This window comes from Micromonospora sp. NPDC049580, from assembly GCF_040675595.1.
GTDB lineage: Bacteria > Actinomycetota > Actinomycetes > Mycobacteriales > Micromonosporaceae > Micromonospora.
On the sequence record NZ_JBFAPG010000529.1, the window covers coordinates 1 to 4,066 of the forward strand.

A 4,066-nucleotide genomic window follows, 5' to 3' on the forward strand; every position below is an offset into this window, starting at 1 on the left:
GGCCGACGACGGCGCGCTGGCCCTGCTCACCGGCCTGGCCGCCAACCGGTCCTTCGAAACCGGCCAACCGGTCCGGGTCGCCGATCTGCTCACCCCCCGCTGACCACCGACGAGGAGCCCAGCCCCGTGCCGACGTCCGACCACACCGACCTGCTCCTGCCCTCCGAGCCCGGGCAGCGCGCGATCGCCCGGGAGCTGTACGCCCTCGCGGCGCAACAGCCGATCATCTCGCCGCACGGGCACGTCGACCCGGCCCTGCTCGCGCAGGACCAGCCCTTTCCAGACCCGGCGCGGCTGCTCATCGTGCCCGACCACTACCTGACGAGGATGCTGCTCAGTCAGGGCGTCCCCCCGTCGGACCTGGGCGTGCCGACCCGCGACGGAAGCCCGACCGAGACCGACGGGCGGGTGATCTGGCGGCGCTTCGCCGCGCACTGGCACCTGTTCCGGGGAACCCCGTCGCGGCTCTGGCTGGAGCAGACCTTCCGCACCGTGTTCGGTGTGCAGACTCCGCTCGGCCCGGCCACCGCCGACACCGTCTACGACGAGATCGCGGCCCGGCTCGCCGAGCCGGACTTCCGGCCGCGGGCGCTGTTCGAGCGGTTCGGAATCGAGGTGCTCGCGACCACCGAGTCGCCGCTGGACGACCTCGCGCAGCACGCCAAGCTCGCCGCCGACGGGTGGGGCGGGCCGGGCGGCCGGGTGGTCACCACGTTCCGCCCGGACGACGTGGTGGACATGGAGTACGAGGGCTGGACGTCCAACGTGGCGCGCCTCGGCGCGCTGACCGGCGAGGACACCGGCACGTACACCGGCTATCTGGCCGCGCTGCGGGCCCGGCGGGCCGCGTTCATCGCGGCCGGGGCGACCTCGTCGGACCACGGCCACCCCACCGCCCGCACCCTGGACCTGACCCCGGCCGAGGCCGCCCGGCTGTACGACCGGGGCCTGCGCGGCACGGCCGACGCGGCCGACGCGGAGGCGTTCCGGGCGCACATGCTCATGGAGTTCGCCCGGATGTCGCTCGACGACGGCCTGGTCATGCAGCTGCACCCCGGCGCGGTGCGCAACCACAACCGCTGGCTGTACGACCGGCACGGCCGCGACGTGGGCGGCGACGTGCCGCAGGCCACCGAGTACGTGCACGCGCTCGCGCCGCTGCTTGAGCGCCACGGCAACGACCCCCGGCTGCGGGTGGTGCTCTACACCCTCGACGAGGACACCTTCACCCGTGAGCTCGCGCCCCTCGCCGGCGGCTACGCCGCGCTGCTGCTCGGCGCGCCCTGGTGGTTCCTCGACTCCCCCGAGGTGCTGCGCCGGTTCCGGGAGACGGTCACCGAGAGCGCCGGCTTCTACAACACCACCGGGTTCGTCGACGACACCCGGGCGTTCTGCTCCATCCCGGTACGCCACGACGTGGCCCGCCGGGTCGACGCCGGCTTCCTGGCCCGGTTGGTCGCCGAGCAGCGGCTGCCGCTGGACGAGGCGGCCGAGACGATCGTCGACCTGGCGTACCGGCTGCCCAAGCGGGTCTTCAACTTCGGAGGGGTCGACCAGTGAGTGTCACCATCACGTCCGTCGAGGTGCACGACGTGCGGTTCCCGACCGCCGCGCGGGGCGACGGGTCCGACGCGATCAACCGGGGCGACTACTCGGCGACGTACGTCGAGCTGGGCACCGACGCCGGGGCGGTCGGCGCGGGGTTCACCTTCACCAACGGCCGGGGAAACGAGATCACCTGCGCGGCGGTGCGGGCGCTGGCCCACCACGTCGAGGGTCGGACGGTCGAGGAGATCGCGGCCGAGCCCGTGGCGTTCTGGCGCTCGCTCAGCGCCGACGTGCAGTTGCGCTGGCTGGGGCCGGAGAAGGGCGTCATCCACATGGCGACCGGCGCGCTTGTCAACGCCGTGTGGGACCTGCGGGCCAGGATCGCCGGCAAGCCGATGTGGCGGTTCCTCGCCGAACTGCCGACTGACGAGCTGGTCGCCAGCGTCGACTTCAAGCACATCACCGACGCGCTCACCCCGGACGACGCGGCGGCCATCCTCGACAAGGGACGCGACGGCCTGGCCGACCGACTGAGCACGCTCGAACGTGACGGTTTTCCTTCGTACACCACCTCGGTCGGTTGGCTCGGCTACCCGGACGACAAGGTGCGGGCGTTGACCCGGCAGGCGTACGACGACGGGTGGCGGGCGATGAAGATGAAGGTGGGCGGCCCGCTCGCCGACGACCTGCGCCGGGCCCGGATCATCCGCTCCGAGATCGGCCCGGACGCGCTGCTGATGATGGACGCCAACCAGGTGTGGGACGTCGACGAGGCGATCACGGCGATGACCGCCCTCGCGGAGGTGGACCCGTACTGGATCGAGGAGCCGACCCACGCCGACGACATCCTCGGTCACGCCCGGATCGCGCGCGCCGTCGACGAGCTGACCGGCGGGCGGTGCCGGGTGGCCACCGGCGAGGTCGCCGCCAACCGGGTGATCTTCAAGCAGCTGCTCCAGGCCGAGGCGATCGGCGTGATGCAGATCGACGCGTGCCGGGTCGGCGGCGTCAACGAGGTCCTGGCCGAGCTGCTGCTGGCGGCGAAGTTCGGGGTGCCGGTCTGCCCGCACGCCGGCGGCGTCGGCCTCTGCGAGTACGTCCAGCACCTGGCGATCTTCGACTACCTGCGGGTGGGCGCCGCCCTGGACGGTCGGATGATCGAGTACGTCGACCACCTGCACGAGCACTTCGTCGACCCGGTACGCACCCGCGGCGGCCGCTACCTGCTGCCCGACCGGCCCGGCTACAGCGCCACCATGAACCCGTCGTCGATCGCCGAGTTCCGCTTCCCGGACGGTCCGGCATGGCGGTGACCGTCGGCGCGTCCCGCCTCGGCCTGGGGGTGCTGCGCCACCTGCCCGTCGAGTCCCGTCCCCTCATCCGGCCGGGCACCGTGCCGACGGGCGTCGTACACCTGGGGTTGGGTGCGTTCCACCGGGCGCACCAGGCCGTCTACACCGAGGCGGCGGTCGGCGCGGCCGGCGGCGACTGGGGCATCATGGCCGTCGCCCCGCGCAGCACCGCCCTGGTCGAGGCGCTCACCGCCCAGGACAACCTGTTCAGCGTCAGCGCCCTCTCCGCCGCCGGCACCACCACCCGGGTGGTGGGCGCGCTCAGCGGCGTACGGCATGCTCCGAGCGACCCGGGCGCCGTGGTGGCGTTGCTCGCCGACCCGGCGGTCCGCGTCGTGACGCTCACCGTCACCGAGAAGGCGTACCACCTCGATCCGGTGACCGGCCGACTGTCCCCGGACGCCGCGCTCGCCGCGGACCTCGCCGGTCATCAGGGACCGACGACCGTGCCGGGGCTGCTGCTGCGCGGGCTGGCCGCCCGCGCCGCCGCCGACGCCGGGCCGCTGGCGCTGGTGAGCTGCGACAACCTGCCGGCCAACGGCCGGCGGCTGCGCGGTCTGGTCGACCAGGCGGTCGAGCGGGCCGCCGGGGTGCCCGCCGGGCTGGTCGACTGGGTGGTCGCCAACGTGACCTGCCCCGGGACCATGGTGGACCGCATCGTGCCGGCCAGCACCCTGGAGACCATCGACGCGGCCCGCCGGGCGCTCGGCGTGACCGACCTGGCCGCGGTGGCCGCCGAGCCGTACGCGCAGTGGGTGATCGAGGACGACTTCCCCGGCGGGCGGCCGGGCTGGGAGCACGCCGGGGCGGTGCTCACCGGCGACGCCGGGCCGTGGGAGCGGTTGAAGCTGCGCACCCTCAACGGCGTGCACTCGGCCGTGGCGTACCTCGGCGCGCTGGCCGGCCGGGAGACCATCGCCGACGCCCTCGAGATCCCGCACCTGACCGACGTGCTGCGCCGGCTGATCGCCGAGGACGTCGCGGCCAGCTTCACGCCGCCGGACGGGGTGCGCGTGGTCGACTACGGCGAGCAGGTCCTCGCCCGGTTCGCCAACCCGGCGATCCGGCACCGCACCCTGCAGGTCGCGGTGGACGGCTCGCAGAAGTTGCCGCAGCGCATCCTGCACACCATCGCCGACCTGCGCGCGGCCGGCCGGTCCGCGCGC

3 protein-coding genes are annotated in these 4,066 nt (G+C 73.9%); all 3 read left to right on the forward strand.

The genetic code is table 11. The features are described from left to right. Window positions 1–126: 126 nt before the first annotated feature. Window positions 127–1,560: a glucuronate isomerase gene (gene uxaC, locus AB0J68_RS28415; protein WP_363941500.1), complete on the forward strand. Its 1,434-nt coding sequence runs from the start codon at window positions 127–129 to the stop codon at window positions 1,558–1,560. Beyond that, the gene (locus AB0J68_RS28420; protein WP_363941503.1) at window positions 1,557–2,861 is read left to right on the forward strand and encodes an enolase C-terminal domain-like protein; all 1,305 of its coding nucleotides are present in this window, start codon (window positions 1,557–1,559) and stop codon (window positions 2,859–2,861) included. Before uxaC ends, AB0J68_RS28420 begins: the two co-directional genes overlap by 4 nt. Next, window positions 2,852–4,066, forward strand: a 1,215-nt coding sequence (locus tag AB0J68_RS28425; protein WP_363941505.1) for a mannitol dehydrogenase family protein, incomplete at its 3' end; no start/stop codon positions are given. The genes AB0J68_RS28420 and AB0J68_RS28425, both read left to right, overlap by 10 nt.